We start from the raw sequence: 693 nt of genomic DNA on the forward strand, positions 1-693 counted from the left end.
CAGGCCCAACTGGAGCAATCGGCCCGACGGGAGCAACCGGAGCGACAGGCCCAACAGGTCCGACGGGAGCAACCGGAGCGACAGGGGCAACAGGTCCAACAGGAGCAACGGGAGCAACCGGCCCGACAGGTCCAACGGGAGCAACAGGTCCAACAGGAGCAACGGGAGCAACCGGCCCGACAGGAGCAACCGGAGCGACAGGAGCAACCGGAGCAACGGGAGCAACCGGAGCGACAGGCGCAACAGGTCCGACGGGAGCAACCGGCCCGACAGGAGCAACCGGAGCGACAGGCGCAACCGGCCCAACCGGAGCAACCGGCCCGACAGGTCCAACGGGAGCGACAGGCGCAACGGGAGCAACCGGAGCGACAGGCCCAACAGGTCCAACGGGAGCGACAGGCGCAACGGGAGCAACCGGAGCGACAGGCCCAACCGGAGCAACGGGAGCAACCGGCCCGACGGGAGCAACGGGAGCGACAGGAGCAACCGGCCCGACAGGAGCAACAGGTCCAACAGGAGCAACCGGAGCGACAGGCCCAACAGGTCCGACGGGAGCAACTGGCCCGACAGGAGCAACCGGTCCGACAGGAGCAACCGGTCCGACAGGCCCAACCGGAGCAACGGGAGCAACCGGCCCAACGGGAGCAACCGGCCCGACGGGAGCAATCGGTCCGAGGGGAGCAACCGGGGCAA

Annotated in this window: 1 protein-coding gene; it reads left to right on the plus strand. The window is 68.8% G+C overall.

Going from position 1 to position 693, the window contains the following annotated elements:
* Nucleotides 1–693 (plus strand): hypothetical protein (locus ACWHAR_RS27495; RefSeq protein ID WP_452088487.1); only part of this gene is annotated, 693 nt, incomplete at both ends.

This window comes from Bacillus sp. LR--39 (assembly GCF_053613335.1).